Origin of the sequence: Saccharicrinis fermentans DSM 9555 = JCM 21142 (assembly GCF_000517085.1) — a bacterium.
Classification (GTDB): Bacteria; Bacteroidota; Bacteroidia; order Bacteroidales; family Marinilabiliaceae; genus Saccharicrinis; species Saccharicrinis fermentans.
Map to the genome: position 1 here is coordinate 4362277 of NZ_KI912107.1, position 21420 is coordinate 4383696.

Annotated in this window: 20 protein-coding genes; 17 read left to right on the forward strand and 3 right to left on the reverse strand. The window is 39.3% G+C overall.

Annotation, left to right across the window (positions count from 1 at the left end):
- Positions 1–366: 366 nt before the first annotated feature.
- From rplU to ruvC, 5 genes are all read left to right on the forward strand, one after another.
- Entirely contained in the window at positions 367–681 is a 315-nt protein-coding gene (rplU, locus tag CYTFE_RS0117740) for a 50S ribosomal protein L21 (RefSeq protein WP_027472901.1), read from the forward strand.
- 19 nt (positions 682–700) lie between these two features.
- Positions 701–964 carry a 50S ribosomal protein L27 gene (gene rpmA, locus CYTFE_RS0117745; RefSeq protein WP_027472902.1) on the forward strand — a complete coding sequence of 88 codons (264 nt, stop codon included), beginning with the start codon at positions 701–703 and terminating at the stop codon, positions 962–964.
- A 103-nt stretch (positions 965–1067) separates the two neighbouring features.
- Positions 1068–2345 carry a serine--tRNA ligase gene (gene serS, locus CYTFE_RS0117750; protein WP_027472903.1) on the forward strand — a complete coding sequence of 426 codons (1278 nt, stop codon included), beginning with the start codon at positions 1068–1070 and terminating at the stop codon, positions 2343–2345.
- Between the two features lie 100 nt (positions 2346–2445).
- Positions 2446–2745 (forward strand): DUF4286 family protein, encoded by a 300-nt coding sequence (locus tag CYTFE_RS0117755; protein WP_027472904.1) that lies wholly within the window; start codon positions 2446–2448, stop codon positions 2743–2745.
- 8 nt (positions 2746–2753) lie between these two features.
- Complete coding sequence (ruvC, locus tag CYTFE_RS0117760) at positions 2754–3308, forward strand: crossover junction endodeoxyribonuclease RuvC (RefSeq protein WP_027472905.1); 555 nt, start codon at positions 2754–2756, stop codon at positions 3306–3308.
- A 22-nt stretch (positions 3309–3330) separates the two neighbouring features.
- On the opposite strand, the gene CYTFE_RS0117765 is transcribed toward ruvC, so the two are convergent.
- The 3 genes from CYTFE_RS0117765 to CYTFE_RS0117775 form a co-directional block, all read right to left on the reverse strand.
- Positions 3331–3756 (reverse strand): acyl-CoA thioesterase, encoded by a 426-nt coding sequence (locus CYTFE_RS0117765; RefSeq protein ID WP_027472906.1) that lies wholly within the window; start codon positions 3754–3756, stop codon positions 3331–3333.
- Positions 3753–4316 (reverse strand): L-threonylcarbamoyladenylate synthase, encoded by a 564-nt coding sequence (locus CYTFE_RS0117770; protein ID WP_027472907.1) that lies wholly within the window; start codon positions 4314–4316, stop codon positions 3753–3755. The genes CYTFE_RS0117765 and CYTFE_RS0117770 overlap by 4 nt, the downstream gene beginning before the upstream one ends.
- 86 nt (positions 4317–4402) lie before the next feature.
- Positions 4403–5221 carry a 2,3,4,5-tetrahydropyridine-2,6-dicarboxylate N-succinyltransferase gene (locus CYTFE_RS0117775; RefSeq protein WP_027472908.1) on the reverse strand — a complete coding sequence of 273 codons (819 nt, stop codon included), beginning with the start codon at positions 5219–5221 and terminating at the stop codon, positions 4403–4405.
- A 239-nt stretch (positions 5222–5460) separates the two neighbouring features.
- Here CYTFE_RS0117775 and CYTFE_RS0117780 point away from each other — a divergent pair, with 239 nt between their 5' ends.
- The 12 genes from CYTFE_RS0117780 (at position 5461) to leuD (ending at position 21350) form a co-directional block, all read left to right on the forward strand.
- Positions 5461–6162: a hypothetical protein gene (locus tag CYTFE_RS0117780; RefSeq protein ID WP_027472909.1), complete on the forward strand. Its 702-nt coding sequence runs from the start codon at positions 5461–5463 to the stop codon at positions 6160–6162.
- Positions 6163–6164: 2 nt separating this feature from the next.
- Positions 6165–6977 carry a hypothetical protein gene (locus CYTFE_RS0117785; protein WP_152541650.1) on the forward strand — a complete coding sequence of 271 codons (813 nt, stop codon included), beginning with the start codon at positions 6165–6167 and terminating at the stop codon, positions 6975–6977.
- A 138-nt stretch (positions 6978–7115) separates the two neighbouring features.
- Entirely contained in the window at positions 7116–9341 is a 2226-nt protein-coding gene (locus CYTFE_RS0117790; RefSeq protein ID WP_044262897.1) for a helix-turn-helix domain-containing protein, read from the forward strand.
- Positions 9342–9413: 72 nt separating this feature from the next.
- A complete protein-coding gene (locus CYTFE_RS0117795) occupies positions 9414–10001 on the forward strand; it encodes a pentapeptide repeat-containing protein (protein ID WP_027472912.1) in 588 nt (195 codons plus the stop codon).
- A gap of 243 nt (positions 10002–10244) precedes the next feature.
- Positions 10245–11132 (forward strand): AraC family transcriptional regulator, encoded by an 888-nt coding sequence (locus CYTFE_RS0117800; RefSeq protein WP_027472913.1) that lies wholly within the window; start codon positions 10245–10247, stop codon positions 11130–11132.
- A 205-nt stretch (positions 11133–11337) separates the two neighbouring features.
- Positions 11338–12813: a ketol-acid reductoisomerase gene (ilvC, locus tag CYTFE_RS0117810; protein ID WP_027472914.1), complete on the forward strand. Its 1476-nt coding sequence runs from the start codon at positions 11338–11340 to the stop codon at positions 12811–12813.
- 624 nt (positions 12814–13437) lie between these two features.
- A complete protein-coding gene (gene ilvD / locus CYTFE_RS0117820) occupies positions 13438–15264 on the forward strand; it encodes a dihydroxy-acid dehydratase (protein ID WP_027472915.1) in 1827 nt (608 codons plus the stop codon).
- 131 nt (positions 15265–15395) lie between these two features.
- A complete protein-coding gene (ilvB, locus tag CYTFE_RS0117825) occupies positions 15396–17105 on the forward strand; it encodes a biosynthetic-type acetolactate synthase large subunit (RefSeq protein ID WP_027472916.1) in 1710 nt (569 codons plus the stop codon).
- A gap of 32 nt (positions 17106–17137) precedes the next feature.
- Complete coding sequence (ilvN, locus tag CYTFE_RS0117830; protein ID WP_027472917.1) at positions 17138–17692, forward strand: acetolactate synthase small subunit; 555 nt, start codon at positions 17138–17140, stop codon at positions 17690–17692.
- 55 nt (positions 17693–17747) lie between these two features.
- Complete coding sequence (locus CYTFE_RS0117835) at positions 17748–19244, forward strand: 2-isopropylmalate synthase (RefSeq protein ID WP_027472918.1); 1497 nt, start codon at positions 17748–17750, stop codon at positions 19242–19244.
- 105 nt (positions 19245–19349) lie between these two features.
- On the forward strand, positions 19350–20747 hold the full coding sequence (gene leuC / locus CYTFE_RS0117840) for a 3-isopropylmalate dehydratase large subunit (protein ID WP_027472919.1): 1398 nt from the start codon (positions 19350–19352) through the stop codon (positions 20745–20747).
- Positions 20748–20765: 18 nt separating this feature from the next.
- Complete coding sequence (leuD, locus tag CYTFE_RS0117845; protein ID WP_200871196.1) at positions 20766–21350, forward strand: 3-isopropylmalate dehydratase small subunit; 585 nt, start codon at positions 20766–20768, stop codon at positions 21348–21350.
- The last annotated feature ends 70 nt before the right edge of the window (positions 21351–21420 follow it).

Consider the following 21420-nt stretch of genomic DNA (forward strand, 5'->3'; position numbering starts at 1 on the left):
TTCTAACATATATCAGCAGTTTTAAAAGGACATCCTCCATGGATTAAAAGTATACAACACACAAAAGACACATTCATGCACGCTTATACAAACCTTCATATAAGCTAAAAACAGACAGTTCCCATCAACAAAACCCTTCGTTTCAGCAAGCTAAAACCATCCACTCTTGCGAAACTTTATACGCACCGCAGAACTACTTTAACAATGGGCCAACGGTATTGAGATTCATGCTTTTAAATAAATTATTTTTGCAGAAATAAAATTAATGTGTACTTTTGCACTCCAATGTTTCCCGAGGGGCATGGTAAAGTGGCTGATTGTGAGATAGAAGCCCGCCTCCTGGATCAAAATTTTAAACAATTAGTGATGTACGCGATTGTAGATATTGCAGGACAGCAATTTAAAGTAGAAAAAGACAGTAAGATTTATGTACACCGTCTAGCTCAAGAAGAAGGAGCTGCTGTTGAGTTTGAAAAAGTGATGCTCATCGACAACGATGGAACTGTTCAAGTAGGAGCACCCGTTGTTGAAGGAGCGAAAGTTACCGCTAAGGTACTATCACACGTTAAAGGTGATAAAGTAATCGTTTTCAAAAAGAAAAGAAGAAAAGGTTACAAAAAGAAAAACGGTCACCGTCAACAATTTTCTCAAATTCAAATTGAAGACATTTTAGTTGGATAATTAAAAAAATTAGAATAAGATGGCACATAAAAAAGGAGTCGGTAGTTCGAAAAACGGTAGGGAGTCCGAAAGTAAACGTTTAGGTGTTAAAATTTTTGGCGGCCAGTCTGCCAAAGCCGGTAACATTATCGTTCGTCAAAGAGGGACTCAACATCATCCAGGTGATAATGTAGGTATGGGAAAAGACCATACTTTATTTGCTTTAATTGATGGAAAAGTAACATTCCGTAAAAAAAGAAACGACAGATCTTACGTTTCAGTTGAGCCTTTTGCTGCTGAATAAAAAAGATTTGTAAAGATTTTAAGAGTCTCCTGTTTTTGTTACTTTCGTAACGGATTCAGGAGATTTTTTTTTATCTGTATTACAAAAAAAACAACACCATATAATGCTTACGCTAAAAATTATCCTCGAGAACAAAGACGAGGTGATTAAACGTCTTAAAATAAAACGCTTCGAAGCCACAGAGGTGGTTGAAGCCATTATAAACCTTGATGATACCCGCAAGGCAACACAAAGCTCGCTTGATCAGCGACAAGCCGAAATGAACACCCTATCCAAGGAAATTGGTATGCTTTTTAAGCAAGGGAAGACACAGGAAGCTAATGAGGCAAAATCAAAAACAGCCGATCTAAAAGAAACCATCAAGGAATTAAACGGCCAGTTGAATGAAACAACGCTTTCTTTGGAGGCTGAGTTAGTAAAACTGCCCAATATACCTCATCCCTCTGTACCTGAAGGAAATAGCGATGCAGATAATTTGGTAGAAAAGGCTTGGGAAAAAGATTTACCCGCCATTGAAGGAGATAAGCTACCCCACTGGGAATTGATTGAGAAGTATGATATTATCGATTTTAAGTTGGGAACAAAAATCACAGGAGCAGGATTTCCTGTATACAAAGGCAAAGGTGCACGATTACAGCGTGCTTTAATTAGTTTCTTCTTAGATGAAGGAGAGAAAGCCGGTTACCAAGAAGTACTTCCTCCAATTGTTGTGAACGAAGATTCTGGTTTTGGTACAGGCCAATTGCCCGATAAGGAGGGAATGATGTATCATGCAACCGCTGATAATTTATACCTGATACCCACAGCTGAAGTTCCAGTAACCAATATGTACCGCGATGAAGTAGTGAAGGAAGATGACCTACCCATCAAGAACATGGCCTACACACCATGCTTTAGAAGAGAAGCTGGTTCATGGGGCGCTGATGTGAGAGGCCTGAACAGACTACACCAATTCGACAAAGTGGAGATCGTACAAATCTCGCATCCCGAAAAATCTTATGAAGCACTCAAAAGTATGGTAGCACACGTCGAAGGATTGGTAAACAAACTAGGATTGCCATATCGTATCTTAAGATTATGTGGAGGTGATATCAGCTTTACATCGGCTTTAACATTTGATTTCGAAGTATTTTCTGCAGCACAAGAACGATGGCTGGAGGTCAGCTCCGTATCCAACTTTGAAAGTTATCAGGCTAACCGTCTAAAATGCAGATACAAAGGTAAGGACATGAAAAAACCGGAATTGGTACATACATTAAACGGAAGTGCGCTGGCCTTGCCTCGTATTCTGGCCGCTTTATTAGAAAACAACCAAACAGCCGAAGGAATTAAAATACCAGATGTTTTGGTCCCTTATTGTGGCTTTGACATGATAAAATAACAGGGTTCACCCCCAAAATTATTGAAATGCTTTTTCAAGAGTAACAAACGATTTTACTGTTGAAAAAGCTTTCCTTTTTTTTAATTAACAGCTAAAATAAATGTTTGTATTTAATACTACTTTTGTTATCCAGGCAAGTAAATTTCAACAATGGGAACAATGGCTGAACAACACATATAAGCCACTCACCAAGAATATGATACCCATGTGCGACATCGGAACATACGAGGTAATGACAAGCGAAAACAAAGACGAAAGAACCGTATCTGTGCAATGCAAAGTAAGCACTCCCTCCGATCTAGAAACCATCCACAAGCAATCTCCCATGGTATTGGGACAAATGAGCTCTGAATTTGGACAAGATGTCCTATATTTCAGCACTATATTAAAGTCATTATAATTTACCTTGTGATTAAAGAACGTATTATTTTAGGCATTGACCCAGGTACCACCGTAATGGGGTATGGTATTCTAAAGATAGTTGGCAACAAACCATCTTTGGTCTCCATGGGCGTTGTCGAACTAAAAAAATACGACAATCATTATATCAAGCTAAAAAAGATATACGAAACCATCGTTCGACTTTGTGATCATTACCATCCGGACGAATTGGCGATTGAGGCTCCTTTCTTCGGTAAAAATGTACAGTCGATGCTAAAACTAGGACGTGCCCAAGGCGTTGCAATGGCAGCTGCACTATCACGAGACATTCCTGTATTTGAATATGCCCCTCTAAAAATCAAACAGGCTATCACAGGAAATGGCGCATCCAGTAAAGAACAGGTAGCTCGCATCCTTTCTCAATATCTTAAAATAGAAACAACACCTAAATACCTGGATGCCACCGATGGAGTTGCTGCGGCCTTATGCCATTTCTTTCAAAACCAATCTTTAAACACCGGTAAATCGGTGAAGAGTTGGAAAGAATTTATCGGAAAAAATCCCAATCGCCTTAAAAAATAAAGTCGTTTCGTAAGGGTGTTTTTTACTCCCATCCCTCCAGATCTCCAATACGCTTCCTCCAATCTTCCGGAATCACACGGGATGTGTGCGTATTAGGGTCATAACCTACCATTGCCGAACTACAAGTAGCTTTTATTACCCCCTCACTGTCGGTAATATGTTGTATTAGTTGCATACTCTTATCTCCTATCATTTTCACTTTGGTTTTCACAACCAGCGATTCTTTAAGAAAAACAGGAGCTAAAAAGTCTGTTTTAATGGAAGCAACTACAGCTCCAAATCGGGACCAGTTAACATTATTATCAAACACCTTATTGAAATATCCCAAACGTCCCAAATCAAAATATTCTTGTATGGTGGTGTTATTCACATGCCCCAAACCATCAATATCATTAAAACGTATTTGAATAGAATCTTGATGACGGAAGTCTATATTTTCTTCACTCATTCTCTAATTACTTTTACCTGTCCATTAACCTCCAGTTTTATGATGCTCGAAGGAACAGCTTTACAATTATCATCTTGTCTAAAGCCTACCACATAGTCCACTCCATTTATAATATCCGCCGTGATATCGGCAAAATGGGCAGGTGCGGGTTCTCCACTTATATTGGCCGAGGTTGAAACAATAGGCTTTTTGAACCGCTCACAAAGTTTCTGAGAGAATTCTTCTTTACTTATGCGAATACCAATACTCTTGTCTGTTGCCAAAAGGTTTTCAGCCAAATTTTTAGCGTTGGGATAGATAATAGTGGTTGGCTTCGTACTAAGATCAATCAGATCCCATGCCAGTTCTGGCACTTCAGTCACATAAGAGTTTAGCTTGGCATCCTTATCCAGCAGCACCAACATACTTTGACTATCTTCTCTCCTTTTCAGTCGGTAAACTTTTTTAACAGCCTCCACATTAGTCGCATCACAACCTATACCCCATATGGTATCAGTGGGATAAAGTATCAAGCCTCCTTGTTGCAATACTTCAACGGCTCTCTTTATATCGTCAATCATGCGTTGGATTTTAAATAGAAGAGACAGAAGATGACAGACCAGCTATCGCCTTTTTATCTCCCATCTTCCATATCCTTATTTTTAACTTACACAGCCACGTTATTTTCACGAAGGGCATCATTCAATGAGGTTTTCTTATCAGTAGATTCCTTACGTTTTCCGATAATTAATGCTGCAGGAACTTGAAAATCGCCTGCCGGGAATTTTTTAGTGTAGCTTCCTGGTATCACCACTGACCGTGGAGGAACGTATCCCTTATACTCAATCGGCTCCTCTCCTGTTACGTCAATAATTTTGGTAGAGCCTGTTAGTACCACATTGGCACCTAGCACAGCTTCTTTGCCCACTCTACATCCTTCAACCACAATACAGCGAGAACCAATAAAAGCATCATCTTCAATGATAACCGGAGCCGCTTGAATAGGTTCCAACACACCACCAATACCAACACCACCACTTAGGTGAACATTCTTACCAATCTGTGCACAACTACCCACTGTAGCCCAAGTATCCACCATCGTACCACCTTCTACAAAAGCACCAATATTCACATAAGAAGGCATCAGAACAACACCTCGCGCAATATAAGCACCGTAGCGAGCAACAGCATGCGGAACAACACGAATACCTAGTTCAGCATAATTTTTTTTAAGGGCCATTTTATCATGAAACTCCATTGGACCGGCCTCAATGGTTTCCATCTTTTGTATTGGGAAATATAATATCACGGCCTTCTTAACCCACTCATTCACTTTCCAGTCGTTACCATTGGGTTCTGCCACCCGAATCTTTCCCTTGTCCAACATCTCCATTAACTCACGGATAACATCCTGTGTTTCAGGCTTGCTTAACAAATCCCTATTCTCCCAGGCTTGCTCAACAACTTCTTTGTATTCATCTAACATGATTGTTCGTATTTAATAATTTGATGCTAAAATATAATGAAAGCCTTCCATATGCAAATAATTGGTAAGGTATGGCTTTGTAACAAAACATTTTTGTTAAAGTTTGGTTAATTTTACCCCAAAAACATTTAAACTCCACATTTGTTTTTAATTTCGACTGTAGAAACCATTGATTTATGCGCTTGTGCTTCTTTTTTCTTCTTCTTTTCTATTCGTATATATTGTACGGACAAACGAGTATGGACTCTACCGTCTGGGTTAAACTCATCGTAAAAGATAAAACAGATGATCGTTTTATTGAAAATGCACAAGTCATTAGTTACGAAACCATGCATATCTACGCAACAGATTCGCTTGGTTCTTTCCGAAACGTTTTTAACGCCACAGACTCCCTAAAAGTATTTGGTTTGGGCTATGAGGCAGTGGTGATTAAAGTAAAACAATTTGAAAATATCGAAGATGGATTGACCTTGGAGTTGGCTCGACGCACCTATATGATACGTTCTGTAGATGTTCCCGCCAAACAAGAATTACACTTGCACCTTCCCAGCGATATCAAGTTGGCCGAGAAAAAGGATGATGATAAACCTATAGCATTAAGAAGCGGAAATTTTTCAAGCAAACCTCCAGTCTTAGCAGCCGTTTTTAATCCCCTGAGTTTTATTCATTACTATACCAGCAAACAGGAAAAAAGAAAACGTAATGCCATAAAAGAATTAGCTAAAGACGCCGAACAGCAGAAAATAAATGTATTCTATAATAGAGACATTATAAAAGAAGTATCGGGCTACGAAGAAGGGAAAAAACTAAATGATTTTATTGTATACTGTAATGTAAACCTTCACCTTAACTCCCGTGATAATGCCTTGCTGGTGAAAGAACGCATTCTAAAATTAAAAGAAAAATTTGAAGCCCAAGAACAACAACCAATAATAGAATGAAAATGAGAATAAGAACTATCCTGGTAATAAGTATCTTTTTTACAACAATCAGCGTATCCATCGCTCAAAAAAGTGAGTTAAGACTATTTGGCGCCCATCTTAACGAAGACCCCTCCAAAGAAGCGGTTCAGTTTGGCGCTGTAAAAAATATAAAAACAGGAGAGGTAACCCTCAGCAATGAAGAAGGATATTTTGAAATATACGGATCTGTGGGAGATACTTTGCGTTTTCACAGTCTGGGCTATAGAGATACCACATGGATCATTCCAGGTATTTGGTTTGCCATGGAAGAAGATATACAATTAAAAGTACAGCCCAATATTTACTCCTTAAGTGAAGTAAACGTGGTTCGATATTATTCATATGCACATTTTAAACAAGCCTTTAAAGATTTAAAACTGGAAAAAACAGAAAAAGAAAAGGCAAAAGAAAAAGTTGATACTTGGCAGAAAAGTTTTGCAGATGCTATTGCCTGGGGTAAATCTGATGCCAAGGTGGCCAGTGGAACTTTTGGAGTAAGTTTATCGATGGGCACCAAAGATAAAGTAGTAGCACAAAGAAAAGAAGTAGATCGTTTGCTGGATATTCAAGATAAAAGCAAAAGATTTAATTATTTTGTATCTCGTGACAACATAGCGCGCTTAACAGATTACAAAGGTACATGCCTGGATTCATTCATGGTATTTCTTAATACCAGTTATCACCTTCATTACCAAATGCAAGAATACGAATTATTAAGTTCCATCCTAAGAGCCTCTGCTAACTTTAAAGATTTAAAAGGTGAAGAAGACTGGTTTGTACTGCCTACAGATTAATGCGCACAGGCAGACTAAAAAGCTGTAACAATCACATGCTTATCTCATTATAGAATCTAAAAATCTCAGCAAAAAAAAGATTGACCTATGCAAAATCTTTTCTTAATTTGCAGTTTGCATAAACAGTAATCCAATAGCATGAGCCAGCAGTTAGATTCATTGCCACAATTAGTGGCCAAATTTATTAATAACACCCAGCAAAACATATTCCTGACAGGTAAGGCAGGTACCGGTAAAACAACCTTTTTAAAGAGTATTACCCAGCACACTCATAAAAGTGTAATTGTGGCTGCCCCCACAGGTATCGCGGCCATTAATGCCGGAGGGGTCACCCTGCATTCTTTGTTTCAACTGCCATTTGGTGCTTTTGTTCCCGATAATAATGGCTTGCCTCAGCAAACAATCAGCACTCCTATCAACACTCCACGCACCCTATTAAGTTCTTTTCAAATGCATAAGAACAAGCGTAATATGCTCAAAAAAATGGAACTGCTTGTCATTGATGAGGTAAGTATGCTAAGGGCCGATCTACTGGATGCCATCGACTTGATTTTACGTAGTGTTCGACACCAAAGAGATCTTCCATTCGGAGGCGTACAAGTATTGTTCATCGGTGATTTATTGCAGTTACCTCCCGTTGTTAAAGATGATGAATGGAAGACCATTGGCGCCTATTACCCCAGCGTTTTCTTTTTTCATTCACAGGTATTAAGACAAAATCCCCCTCTATATGTTGAGCTCGAAAAAATATACCGTCAGTCGGATGATACTTTTATCAATTTATTGAATAATCTACGCAACAATATAGTGACCGATGCTGATGTGAAGCTTCTTAATAAATATTACCGACCTAATTATCAACAAAAAAGCAATGAAGAAATCATTCTATTAACCACGCACAATAGAATTGCCAACGATAAAAACCTCAAAGCCCTACGAAACATAAAAGAAAAATCGGTCTTTTTTAAGGCTGAAGTCATTGGTGATTTCTCTGAACACAACTACCCTACCGAAGCACAACTGGAGTTTAAAAAAGGTGCACAGGTCATGTTTACCAAAAATGACTACTCGGGAGAACAAAAATACTTCAACGGCAAAATAGGCACCATTACCCGTTTACACAAGGATGAGATTGAGGTAAGTTTTAATAACGGGGATGAACCAGCCATTGCTGAACCATACATTTGGGAAAACAAAAAGTATACGGTAAATAAAGACTCCAACGAAATTGAAGAAAACATCGTTGGCACTTTTAAACAATATCCACTTAAATTGGCATGGGCAATAACAGTGCATAAAAGTCAAGGTCTGACATTCGACAAGGCCATCATCGACGTACAGAATGCTTTTGCGCCAGGCCAGATTTATGTGGCACTTTCCAGACTCCGGAGTCTGGACGGACTGATACTAACCTCTCCCATACCTAAAGAAGGGTTTAACTTAGATCCATCATTGGAAACCTTCGCTAGTTTAAAAAAAGATGAAAAAGATTTACAGCCCCTTCTAAAAAAGGAATCCAGAAGTTACTTTAATCACTTTGTAGCGCAGGCCTTTGATTTTTCAGGCTTGATGCAAGATTTAAGTTTTCATATCTCGTCCTACACCAAAGATGCCAAACGTTCCATTAAACAACAACACCAGTCCAAGGCATTGGAATGGATGAAAGAAACAGAACCATTACGTAAGGTAGCAGATTCATTTAGAGTAGAGGTGAATCGGATTATTAATACCGATCATGTCAATTACCTTCCTCATCTACTGGAAAGAGTCAATAAAGCAGCCGGGTACTTTGAACCTCTTATTAAAAGTATTCACGATCATATTAGAACATTGTGTAATGAAATTAAAGGTGTAAAAGGAGCCAAAACATACCACAGCGAACTAATCGATTTATCCAACTTGTATTATGGTCAACTTCAAATGATTTACAAAGCACAAACCCTCATCAAAACAGCCATTGACGGAACAGAATTTGACCGTAATACGATTAAAAAACCTGACTTTACCGAAAGCCGTGAAAATATTACACCAAAGAAAAAGCTACCCAAAGAGAAAAAAGAAAAAAAAGAAGACACCAAACAAATTAGCTATCAACTATATAAAGATGGACAAAGCATAAAAGAAATAGCAAAAAAACGTTCTCTAACCGAAAGTACGATAGAAGGTCATCTGGCTCACTTTGTTCAGCTTGGAGAACTCAATGTACTCGATTTTATTGGGCAGGGTAAACTCGCCATGATTGAAAAAACTATTCACAAACTGGATACCTTTGCTTTAACACCCCTTAAAAAAGAATTGGGTAAGGAATTTAGCTATGGAGAACTAAGACTCGCCGTGGCTTATATGATTTCACAAAAAGTATAATATTAAAAAAGTATTAAATACGGACGATTACCTGTATACTCATTTAAACACATCCATACTAAAACAAGCCATATGACGGGTGAAATAACAAATCACGAAAGAAAAACCTTTACAAAAATAGACTATACAGGAAAAACACTAAGAGATAGAGAATTTTATAAATGTACATTTATAGGCTGTATTTTCACAAACAGTGACCTTATCGGTAATGATTTCGAAGACTGTACTTTTGAAAATTGCAACTTTTCGATGACCAAAATTCAAGGGGCTGGATTTAGAAATGCCAGCTTTAAAGATTGCAAGATTATAGGTGTCGACTTCTCTGAATGCAATAAATTTATGTTCTCTTTTTCATTCCATAATTGTCATTTAGATTACTCAAACTTTTTTGGGACAAAATTACAGAAAACAAAATTTAACAAGTGCACATTGAGGGAAACGGATTTTTCAGAAGTAAACCTAACAGCTTCTGTTTTTTCTGAATGTGACTTATCCGGAACCATATTTTCAAGAACCATACTAGAAAAGGCAGATTTTAGAACTGCAAACAACTTTTCAATAGATACAGAGACCAACAAACTGAAAAAAGCAAAATTTTCTGCCTTCAACCTCGAAGGCTTACTACACAAACATCAGTTAGAAATAGAATATGATAGTTGATTAGGCCCCCATCCCACTCATTAAAAAACAAATAGACGTCCACAGCCTCTTTGAACAACACACACGTAAGCTACTTATCGACTATTTGCTTCACATAAGGCATAAACCATAGGCTTTGTATATAATTTACTAACTTTGCTACATCAGCAATAACGATGAACTGACAAAGATTCTCTAGCAAAAAAATAATATCTTTTACATATAAAACGCAGCTTATTATAAACCTCAATTCAGGTATACTCCGTGGCAAAGAAAGAGCAAAACATACCAACATACGGACTACGATCATTTAGTCATCCGCAACATGCGAGTCGACATTTTCACGTGGAACCTTTTGAAGCCAATCGACATTTTACAGTAAGCTATCCGCACCGCCACGACTTTTTCGAAGTCTTATATTTAACCAAAGGTACCGGCTATCATATAATTGATAGCAGCGAATACAAAATAAATCCCCCTTGTGTTTTTTATATGTCGCCAGGACAGGCACATAAAATTGAATTCTCTAATGACATAGAAGGATATCTATTTATTTTTGCAGCCGAATTTTATCTTTTTGATAAGAATAACCAAAACCGCCTGCTGGAGTTTCCTTTCTTCTTTAACATACATCAAGATAACCCACCATTGCAATTAGTGGACAAGTCTGACCAAGAATTTTTAAAACAATTATTTGTGAAAGGTATAGAAGAAGTAGGTAGAAAAGACGGAGGAGACATCGACTTGCTTCGTTCCCTATTGGATACCATTTTAAACTATACCGCACGCTTATATCCCACCGAGGAAGAAGGACTGGCATCCGGGAAAGGACATTTGATTGTAAAACGATTTTTTCAGTTGGTAGAGGAAAATTACCAAAATAATTTAAGTGTAAACAGCTATGCTCAATTGCTCGCTATCACCCCCAACCACCTTACCCAAACCTTAAAACAACTCACAGGGCGCACTTCCAACGAAATCATTCAATCGAAACAGATCCTTGAAATAAAAAGGCTACTTGTCCATACAAACCTTACAGTCACGCAAATTTCTGACCAACTAAATTTTGCAGATCAGTCTTATTTTACCAAGTTTTTTAAGAAACAAATTGGCATTACACCCATTCAATTCAGGAGCAAATTTGAACGATGAAAATATATACACAAGCACTGTATATTTATAATATCCATGAAAAGTACCTAAAAAAAGAGCTTTTTTACGATATTTCTTAATGTATTTATCTGTTGATTTGTATCATGAACTTACGTATCTTGGTTAGCGCATTAAAAATGAGCGCCAAATACGAGGTATTTAGTGTTAGATATCAAGAAATAAATTACATAAAAAAATCATCAAAATGGCTAATTATTTTAATACATTACCGTTACGTGAACAATTAAACCAACTAGGTGTATGTGAATTCATGGATAGCTCAGAATTTGCCGATGGAGTAGAGAAGCTAAAGGGCAAAAAAGTAGTGATTGTTGGTTGTGGAGCACAAGGTCTTAACCAGGGTCTTAACATGAGAGATTCAGGATTAGATGTTTCCTACACATTACGCGAATCGGCCATCAAAGAGCAACGTCAATCATGGAAAAATGCCACAGAAAACAATTTTTCAGTTGGCACCTATGAAGAAATGATTCCAACGGCCGACATGGTAGTAAACCTTACACCAGATAAACAACACACGAATGTGGTAAAAGAAGTCATGCCATTGATGAAACAAGGAGCCACCCTATCATACTCACACGGCTTCAATATTGTTGAAGAGGGAATGCAAATAAGAAAAGACATCACGGTGATTATGGTAGCTCCTAAGTCACCTGGTTCTGAAGTACGCGAAGAATACAAAAGAGGCTTTGGTGTTCCAACGCTCATAGCCGTTCACCCCGAAAATGATCCCAATGGAGATGGGCTTGAAATAGCAAAAGCATACGCAGTGGCTACAGGTGGGCACAAAGCCGGGGTCTTACGCTCTTCATTCGTTGCTGAGGTAAAATCTGATTTAATGGGTGAACAAACCATACTCTGTGGATTATTGCAGACAGGTTCCATTCTTTCGTTCAACAAAATGGTTGAAAAAGGAATCGATAAAGGATATGCCTCCAAATTAATTCAATACGGCTGGGAAGTAATCACCGAAGCATTAAAAATAGGTGGTATTACCAATATGATGGATCGTCTATCCAATCCTGCTAAAATAGAAGCTTTTAAAATAGCTGAAGAACTAAAAGTCATTATGCGGCCACTGTTTCAAAAGCACATGGATGATATTATGAGTGGAGCATTTTCTTCTACCATGATGGAAGACTGGGCCAATGGAGATAAAAACCTATTGGGTTGGAGAGCCGAAACAGGCGAAACTGAATTTGAGAAAACACCGGCTGGAGATGTTGAGATCAGTGAACAAGAGTATTTCGACAACGGTACCCTAATGGTTGCCTTTGTTAAATCAGGTGTGGAGTTGGCCTTTGAAACAATGACAGAAGCAGGTATCAAAGAAGAAAGCGCATATTACGAATCATTACACGAAACACCTTTGATTGCCAATACTATTGCACGCAAAAAACTGTTCGAAATGAATCGCGTTATTTCAGATACAGCTGAATATGGCTGTTACCTGTTTGACCATGCTTGCAAACCACTACTGGCTGATTTTATGAAAAAAGTAGAAACCAATGTCATTGGTAAAAACTTTAACGAAGGACTACAAGCCAGTGTTAGCAATAAGGAGTTGGTAGAAGTAAACGAAGCAATCCGATTCCACGATGTGGAAATGGTGGGTGCAGAGCTACGCGACGCAATGACCGCCATGAAAGCAATTATCTAAAGGTTACAATGAATACACAAACCCTGTTTTGATGATGAGATCGAAACAGGGTTTCATTTATCCAAACTATTGAAAAAAAATAGGAGTTTTTCATGAAAAGGATGGGTGAAAAAAATAATACTTTTTTGAATTATTGGTTTATTTATTCCATTATTAAAGAGCTTTCTTTTTTGCATAAAAATGACTTTTGTCATGTGTTAAAAACCGCATCATCAGGGCGCTAAACAGCATTTAAAGACATTGCATAAACATGCATGGAACGCACTTGAAAATGGAAAAATATACAATTCAATGTCGAAATTGCTTGAAACGTGGCGATAAGAGAGTAAGATCAGATGCATAAAATTGCGTTATTTTTTTTGAGGATTGAAAAAAAACGCTACATTTGTAATCGTTGGTGTCAACAAAAGCAAAACGAAATGAATTATATTTTATCACTCATTCTCATTAACGTCATTCTCTTGGTCATTACCAAGCGAACGTGAGGATGCTGTGCATAAAATAATCATATAGGATATTTTATATAGGCCTTTCTCACAATGTTGAGGAAGGCCTTTTTTTTATTTGGGATGTTCAACAAAATTTAAGCATGCCCCATGACCATTGAAAGAAAATTATAAACATATGAAACACAAATTAAGAAGTGCGACAACAACAGAAGGCCGAAGGATGGCTGGAGCACGAAGCTTGTGGAGGGCAAACGGAGTTAAAGAAGAACAATTCGGAAAACCTATGATTGCGATTGTTAATTCCTTTACCCAATTTGTTCCAGGTCATGTACATTTGCACGAGATAGGACAAGAGGTTAAAAAACTAATTGAAGCCCAAGGTTGTTTCGCGGCCGAATTTAATACGATCGCAGTGGATGATGGCATAGCCATGGGGCACGATGGTATGTTGTACTCTTTACCTTCACGCGATGTCATCGCCGATAGTGTTGAATACATGTGTAATGCGCACCGTGCCGATGCCATGGTATGCATCAGTAATTGCGATAAAATTACCCCCGGCATGTTAATGGCTGCCATGCGTTTAAATATTCCGGCCATATTTGTTTCCGGAGGTCCAATGGAAGCAGGAAAAGTAGGTGATAAGGCACTTGATTTGGTCGACGCCATGGTAATGGCAGCAGACGATAACGTTTCTGACGAAGAGGTAAGTGCCGTAGAAGAAAACGCATGCCCAACTTGCGGATCTTGCTCAGGCATGTTTACAGCCAACTCCATGAACTGCTTAAATGAGGCCATCGGACTAGCTTTACCTGGCAATGGAACAATCGTTGCCACTCATGCCAATCGAAAACATCTGTTTGAGAGAGCTGCCAAAATAATTGTAGAAAATACTTACAAGTACTACCGAGACGGAGATGCTTCCATATTACCGCGTAATATAGCTACGTTTCAAGCCTTTACAAATGCCATGACGTTGGATGTGGCCATGGGAGGTTCAACAAACACTGTTCTTCATATTCTGGCCATTGCCCACGAAGCCGGTGTCAACTTTACCATGGATGATATTGATCAGATATCCAGAAAAACGCCTGTACTATCAAAGGTAGCACCTAACTCAGATTACCACATTGAAGATGTAAACCGCGCAGGAGGTATATTAGGTATATTGGCAGAATTAGATAGAGCAGGACTATTAGACCATAATGTATCCAGAGTAGATGGTTTAACATTAAAACAAGCGGTTGACAAATACGATGTAACCAAGCCTTCTATTCCAGAAGATGTAAAAGATATATACACCAGTGCCCCCGCAGGTATTCGCAACCTAAAAATGGGGTCACAAAAAACACATTATGCACAACTCGACCTAGATAGAGAAAGAGGTTGCATACGGTCTGTTGAAAATGCTTACAACAAAGATGGAGGATTAGCTGTTCTTAAAGGAAATATTGCAGTAGATGGCTGTGTTGTAAAAACAGCAGGTGTAGACGAATCTATTTTTATATTTAAAGGGAAAGCCAGGGTCTATCAATCTCAGGATGCCGCTTGTGATGGTATATTATCGGGAGAAGTAAAGGCAGGAGAAGTGGTTGTGATCATATATGAAGGCCCCAAAGGAGGCCCAGGTATGCAAGAGATGCTCTACCCTACTTCATACATCAAATCGCGTCACCTAGGTGAAAAATGTGCTTTGATTACGGATGGAAGGTTTTCGGGCGGAACATCTGGTTTATCAATCGGACATGTATCTCCAGAAGCTGCAGCAGGCGGTAACATTGGATTGGTACAAACAGGCGATGAAATAGAGATCAATATTCCCCAACGATCAATCAACGTATTGGTCAGCGATGAGGAATTGACAGTCCGTAGAAAAAAAGAAGAAGCAAAAGGAAATAATGCATTTATGCCCGAGCCTCGTGAGAGACAGGTTTCTAAAGCTTTAAAGGCATATGCACATTTAGTAAGTTCTGCCGATAAAGGGGCAGTAAGAATAATATAGATATTAAAGGAGATTAACAGACCATCATATTTTAAGAATCAAACATACAAGTAAAATATAAATAGCTTATGATATCTTAATCTGATGACTAACAATCTAATAAAATTATGGAACCACAAAGCCAATTACTCATGGAAAAGAACAAGAACGCGAAAGAGAGAATTTCCGGTTCAGAAGCAGTGCTTCGGTCATTATTATGTGAGGGTGTGGATTTAATTTTTGGATATCCTGGAGGCGCCATCATGCCAGTATATGATGCCCTTTACGATTATCAAGATAAACTGAACCATGTACTCACTCGCCATGAACAAGGAGCCGTTCATGCAGCCCAAGGATTCGCACGAGTTACAGGCAAAGTGGGCGTCTGCTTTGCCACCTCAGGTCCCGGAGCCACCAATACGGTAACCGGAATAGCGGATGCAATGATCGATTCTACCCCACTGGTAGTGATCACTGGTCAGGTAGCATCACCCCTGCTGGGCACTGATGCTTTCCAAGAGATCGATGTACTGGGTATCACCCAACCTATTACCAAGTGGAATTATTTGGTAAAAACAGCAGAGGAGATACCTGAGGCTATCGCGAAAGCATTTTATATTGCAGCCACCGGCCGACCAGGACCTGTGGTGATCGACATCACAAAAGATGCTCAGTTTGGTGAAGTGGAATTCAACTACCAAAAGGTAAAACATATTAGAAGCTATACTCCTGTTCCACTCACAAAACCGGATTCTATTATGGATGCGGCTGAGATCATCAATTCTGCCAAGAAACCTCTTGCGCTCATTGGCCAGGGCGTAATCCTAGGTCACGCTGAAGAAGAGCTGAAAGCATTTTTAGATAAAACAGGTATTCCGGCAGCCTGGACCTTGTTGGGACTATCGGCCATGCCCTCAGACTACGAATTAAATGTGGGTATGTTAGGCATGCATGGAAACTATGGTCCCAATGTAAAAACCAACGAATGTGATGTATTGATTGCCATCGGTATGCGATTTGACGATAGGGTTACTGGTGATGTTAACTCCTATGCCAAACAAGCCAAAGTCATACATCTTGAAATAGACCCCGCGGAGGTGAATAAAATCATAAAGGCAGATGTGGCTGTTTTAGGAAGTGTAAAAGATACATTACCTGCACTCACAAAAGAAGTCAATGGAAATGCATATCCTGAATGGTTATCGGAGTTTAAAGCCTGTCATAAAATTGAAAACGAAAAGGTGATTGCCAATGAAGTTTTTCCAACACAGAAAGGATTAACCATGGGCGAAGTGGTTCATAAGGTATCCAAAGCCTTTGATGACGATGCAATTCTAGTAACGGATGTGGGGCAACATCAAATGATGGGCTCACGCTACTTTAACTTTAAACGGACCAGAAGTAATGTCACATCCGGCGGATTAGGAACCATGGGTTTTGGTCTTCCTGCTGCATTAGGTGCCAAACTGGGTGCCCCGGATCGCGATGTATGTGTGTTTATTGGTGACGGTGGTTTTCAAATGACCATTCAAGAGTTGGGAACCATCTTTCAAACGAAGGCTGCAGTAAAAATCATTGTACTGAACAACAACTTCTTAGGTATGGTACGTCAATGGCAAGAACTGTTCTTTGATGGACGATATGCATCAACAGAATTGGTGAACCCTAATTTTCAGATGATTGCCAATGGCTTTGGAATTAAAAGTGCCTTAGTGGACTCGAGAGAAAATTTGGATGCAGCCATTGATAAAATGGCCAAACATGAAGGGCCATTCTTCCTGGAGGTGAAAGTTGAAAAAGAAGGTAATGTATTCCCAATGGTTCCGGCTGGCAGTTCCGTATCCGATATACGTTTAGAGTAGTATTTTATTTCAGCCAAAAAAAGATTGAAACTATGCAACAAGAATTCACAATTACCATATTTTCCGAAAACCACGTAGGTCTGCTCAACCAGATAACTACAGCCTTTACCCGTCGTAGCATCAATATTGAGAGTTTAAACACCTCAGAATCATCACTTGAAGGAATTCATAAATTTACCATTGTGGTATTCACCACACGCGAACAAATGGATAAATTGGTCGGACAACTGGAAAAAAAGATTGACGTACTCAAGGTATTTGTATTTACCAACGACGAAATCATTCACCAAGAGCTTGCTTTATACAAAGTACCAACAGAAGCCTTACTAAATGGAAATGAGATTGAGCAAATCGTCCGTAACTATGGAGCCCAAATCATGGAAGTAACACCAGAATATACGGTGATACAAAAAACAGGACACAAGGCAGAAACACAAGAACTATTTGTTAAGCTAGATAAATACGGAGTACTTCAATTTATTCGGTCTGGTAGAGTGGCCATTACCAAGCTAAGAACCGAACTTCTCGAAAAATACCTAAAGAAACTTAGGACAGAAAATAAAATTAGAGGTATAGAAACATTTTAATGAATATCGGTAAGGGGTCTTCCCGGCCTCTGCCATTAAATATTAGAATAAAGTTATGAGCAATAAAATTTATATTTTCGACACCACCTTGAGAGATGGGGAGCAGGTCCCCGGTTGCCAGTTAAATACTATTGAAAAGATAGAAGTAGCTAAGCAACTGGAAAAACTGGGTGTTGACGTCATAGAGGCCGGGTTTCCAATTTCAAGTCCCGGCGACTTTAATTCGGTTGTAGAGATTTCAAAGGCGGTCAGTAATCCCACTATATGCGCTTTAACACGAGCTGTTAAAAAAGATATTGAAGTGGCTGCCGAGGCCCTTAAATTCGCAAAAAGGGGTCGTATCCATACAGGTATCGGAACATCGCCTTATCATATTTACCAAAAATTAAACTCTAATCCAGAGGAAATTATAGAACGTGCCGTTGCGGCAGTCAAATATGCCCGTCAGTTTGTGGATGATGTGGAGTTTTATGCAGAGGATGCCGGACGTAGTGAAAACGAATATTTAGCACGTGTAATTGAAGCTGTGATTGCAGCAGGAGCCACAGTGGTAAATATACCCGACACAACAGGATATTGCTTACCTAAAGAATACGGCGAAAAAATTGCATACTTGGTAAATCATGTACCCAATATCGATCGTGCCATCATCTCAACGCACTGTCACAACGACTTGGGTATGGCCACCGCAAATACCTTAGCTGGTATAGTGAATGGTGCCCGACAAGTGGAAGTAACGCTCAATGGACTGGGAGAACGAGCTGGTAATACAGCCCTGGAAGAGGTAGTAATGGCCCTACGTAGCCACAAAGACCTCGACTATGAGACAGGTGTTGACACCAAGCAAATCATCAAGACCAGTAAGTTGGTTTCTACCTTAATGCGTATGCCTGTTCAGGCCAACAAAGCCATCGTTGGACGTAACGCATTTGCTCATTCTTCAGGTATACACCAGGATGGTGTACTAAAAAACCGTGAGACATATGAGATCATAGATCCCGCTGATGTAGGGGTAAAAGAATCCAGCATTGTACTAACCGCACGAAGCGGAAGAGCGGCCCTCAAACACCGCCTCGAAGTACTTGGATATAAGTTAGACAAAGACAAGCTAGACCATGTCTATAAGAACTTTTTGGTATTGGCCGATTCAAAAAAGGATATCAGTGATGAAGATATAGAAGTACTGGTTGGCCATGAGAAGAAAGAAGAACGCGTCCTGAAATTAGATAATTTTCAAGTGATATGTGGAAAGTCATGCATTCCATCGGCCACAGTTACCATTAACCATAACGGAACAATCATGACGCACAATGCCATCGGTAATGGACCTGTGGATGCTGCTTTTTCGGCCATTAAAACCATGCTTCAAGTAGAAGATGCTGTACTAGAAGAATACCTGGTACAGGCTGTTACCAGAGGATCTTCCGAAATAGGAAAAGTACATATTCAACTATCCAAAGATGGAAGAACGGTTCATGGCTTCGGTGCTAATGTGGACATACTTACAGCTTCTGTCTGGGCCTATTTGGATGCGCTTTCAAAAATAATATAAGACGATAACAAGGTCATCCTGGAGGTACAAGATAGCTTATCCATCTCCTTATTTGATTTCAGTCAGTAAAAAGAAAATAAATAATAACTTTTAAATATTAGAAAATTGGCAGGGAAAACACTTTTCGACAAGATTTGGGATATGCACGAAGTGAAGACTATCGAGGATGGTCCTTCCGTATTGTATATCGACCGCCATTTGGTTCATGAAGTAACCAGCCCGCAGGCATTTGCAGGGTTAAAGGCAAGAGGAATTAAAGTATTCAGACCGCAAAACACCTTTGCTACACCTGATCACAACATTCCAACAATCAACCAGCATCTTCCCATTGCAGATGAGATTTCACGTTTTCAAGTGGATACTTTAACAAAGAACTGCGAAGATAATGCGGTAACGCTGTTTGGTCTGGGACATCCTAAAAATGGCGTTGTACATGTAATTGGACCAGAGAATGGTATCACACAACCTGGTATGACCATTGTTTGTGGAGATAGCCATACCTCTACCCACGGCGCTTTTGGTAGTATTGCTTTTGGAATAGGAACATCTGAAGTTGAAATGGTACTTTCTACACAATGTATCATGCAGCCTCGTCCTAAAACCATGAAGATTAATATTGATGGGAAACTAACTGACGGAGTCACAGCTAAAGATCTTGTTTTATATGTAATTTCTAAACTAACAACCGGTGGTGGGACTGGTTACTTTGTTGAATTTGCTGGTTCAGCCATTCACAGCTTATCAATGGAAGGCCGTATGACCGTTTGTAACATGAGCATTGAGATGGGCGCCCGTGGTGGATTAATTGCACCCGACGAAAAAACCATTGAATATGTAAAAGGTCGCGAGTACGCCCCCAAAGGTGAAGAGTGGGATAAGGCTGTTGCTAAGTGGCGCAAATTAGTAAGTGATGAGGATGCTCAATTTGACAAAGTGTACAACTTTGATGCTGCTGATATCGAACCCATGATTACTTATGGCACAAACCCAGGAATGGGAGTAGGTATCACGCAAAATATTCCAACATTGGATGAGGTTGAAAAATCATCCCAAAAAACATATTTAAAATCACTTGAGTACATGGGCTATGCCCCCGGAGAAGTGATGCTTGGAAAAAAAGTAGATTGGATCTTCGTAGGTAGTTGTACCAATGGACGCATAGAGGATTTAAGGGCATTTGCACACGCCGTAAAAGGTAAAAAGAAAGCAGAAGGCCTTACTGCATGGATCGTTCCTGGTTCACATCAAGTAGAAGATCAAGCCATTGCTGAAGGACTGAAAGACATCCTTGAAGAGGCCGGTTTTGAATTACGTCAACCGGGCTGCTCGGCTTGTTTGGCTATGAACGATGATAAGGTGCCAGCAGGAAAATATTCGGTGGCAACAAGCAACCGTAACTTCGAAGGCCGTCAGGGACCTGGTTCCAGAACATTATTGGCAAGTCCATTGACTGCTGCAGCCTGTGCTGTTACCGGAGTAATAACTGATCCTCGAACTTTATAATTTTTAAATCTGTAGAAAATGGCAATAGATAAATTTGTAACATTGGAGTCAACATACGTGCCTCTTCCCATTGAGAATGTGGATACCGACCAAATTATTCCGGCCCGTTTCCTAAAAGCAACCACCAAAGAAGGCTTTGGCGATAATTTATTTGCTGACTGGAGGTACAATAAAGATGGATCTCCTAAGCCTGATTTTGTATTGAATAACCCCAAATATTCAGGTGAAGTGTTAGTGGCAGGAAAAAACTTTGGGTCAGGATCAAGCCGCGAACATGCCGCATGGGCCGTTCATGGATACGGCTTTAAAGTGGTAGTATCCAGCTTTTTTGCCGATATCTTTAAAAACAATTCTCTCAATAACGGTATATTACCGGTAGTAGTTTCTGAAAGTTTCTTGGCTGAGTTATTTGCTGCTGACGAAAACAATAAGGTGATTGTAAATTTAAAAGATCAAACAATTACCAACACAGCATTGGGTAAATCCGAGTCTTTTGAAATTAATGGCTATAAGAAAAATTGCCTATTAAATGGTTATGACGACATTGATTATCTGATTAATTCAAAAGAAGAGATAGAAGCTTACGAGCAAAATAGGGGTTGATAAATAATGTACGACATAAACAATAACATGTTTATGTCGTTATTTTATAAATCTTGACCGCAATTAATTA

Coding starts and splice junctions, on each gene's coding strand:
- CYTFE_RS0117780 (WP_027472909.1), top strand. CDS start 5,461: ATGGACTCTACCGTCTGGGTTAAACTCATCGTAAAAGATAAAACAGAT.
- ilvN (WP_027472917.1), top strand. CDS start 17,138: ATGCAACAAGAATTCACAATTACCATATTTTCCGAAAACCACGTAGGT.
- ilvC (WP_027472914.1), top strand. CDS start 11,338: ATGGCTAATTATTTTAATACATTACCGTTACGTGAACAATTAAACCAA.
- CYTFE_RS0117835 (WP_027472918.1), top strand. CDS start 17,748: ATGAGCAATAAAATTTATATTTTCGACACCACCTTGAGAGATGGGGAG.
- rplU (WP_027472901.1), top strand. CDS start 367: ATGTACGCGATTGTAGATATTGCAGGACAGCAATTTAAAGTAGAAAAA.
- ilvD (WP_027472915.1), top strand. CDS start 13,438: ATGAAACACAAATTAAGAAGTGCGACAACAACAGAAGGCCGAAGGATG.
- CYTFE_RS0117770 (WP_027472907.1), bottom strand. CDS start 4,316: ATGATTGACGATATAAAGAGAGCCGTTGAAGTATTGCAACAAGGAGGC.
- serS (WP_027472903.1), top strand. CDS start 1,068: ATGCTTACGCTAAAAATTATCCTCGAGAACAAAGACGAGGTGATTAAA.
- CYTFE_RS0117785 (WP_152541650.1), top strand. CDS start 6,165: ATGAGAATAAGAACTATCCTGGTAATAAGTATCTTTTTTACAACAATC.
- rpmA (WP_027472902.1), top strand. CDS start 701: ATGGCACATAAAAAAGGAGTCGGTAGTTCGAAAAACGGTAGGGAGTCC.
- ilvB (WP_027472916.1), top strand. CDS start 15,396: ATGGAAAAGAACAAGAACGCGAAAGAGAGAATTTCCGGTTCAGAAGCA.
- CYTFE_RS0117755 (WP_027472904.1), top strand. CDS start 2,446: ATGTTTGTATTTAATACTACTTTTGTTATCCAGGCAAGTAAATTTCAA.
- CYTFE_RS0117765 (WP_027472906.1), bottom strand. CDS start 3,756: ATGAGTGAAGAAAATATAGACTTCCGTCATCAAGATTCTATTCAAATA.
- CYTFE_RS0117790 (WP_044262897.1), top strand. CDS start 7,116: ATGAGCCAGCAGTTAGATTCATTGCCACAATTAGTGGCCAAATTTATT.
- CYTFE_RS0117775 (WP_027472908.1), bottom strand. CDS start 5,221: ATGTTAGATGAATACAAAGAAGTTGTTGAGCAAGCCTGGGAGAATAGG.
- leuD (WP_200871196.1), top strand. CDS start 20,766: ATGGCAATAGATAAATTTGTAACATTGGAGTCAACATACGTGCCTCTT.
- CYTFE_RS0117795 (WP_027472912.1), top strand. CDS start 9,414: ATGACGGGTGAAATAACAAATCACGAAAGAAAAACCTTTACAAAAATA.